This is a genomic window from Peptacetobacter sp. AB800, from assembly GCF_047807365.1.
In the GTDB taxonomy this organism is placed as follows: domain Bacteria; phylum Bacillota; class Clostridia; order Peptostreptococcales; family Peptostreptococcaceae; genus Peptacetobacter.
The window spans coordinates 1-329 of sequence record NZ_JBLOUI010000108.1 but is presented as its reverse complement, the minus strand read 5'-3'; the positions used below and the strand labels follow the sequence as shown (position 1 = coordinate 329).

Here is a 329-nt window from a genome sequence, read left to right as displayed (position 1 = left end):
CGTCCTACTCTCCCAGGGGCCTTCGCCCCAAGTACCATCAGCGATAGAGAGCTTAACTTCTGTGTTCGGAATGGGAACAGGTGTATCCTCTCTTCTATAATAACCACATTATTTTTGACAAGTATTATATTAACATATCCATTTAAAGGTGTCAATATATTTTTTTTCAAAAGTATTGTACTTTGAAAACTACATACATATTAATCAATCAACTATAAATTTTCTTGGTCAAGTCCTCGACCTATTAGTATCGGTAAGCTGCATACATTACTGCACTTCCACCTCCGACCTATCAACCACGTAGTCTTCATGGGGTCTTACTTCCGAAG

Annotated in this window: 2 rRNA genes; both read right to left on the bottom strand. The window is 38.3% G+C overall.

What is annotated here, in order from left to right:
- Window positions 1–108: ribosomal RNA gene (gene rrf / locus ACK2WN_RS12340) — 5S ribosomal RNA — on the bottom strand; the annotation flags it as partial.
- A gap of 116 nt (window positions 109–224) precedes the next feature.
- Window positions 225–329: ribosomal RNA gene (locus ACK2WN_RS12335) — 23S ribosomal RNA — on the bottom strand; the annotation flags it as partial.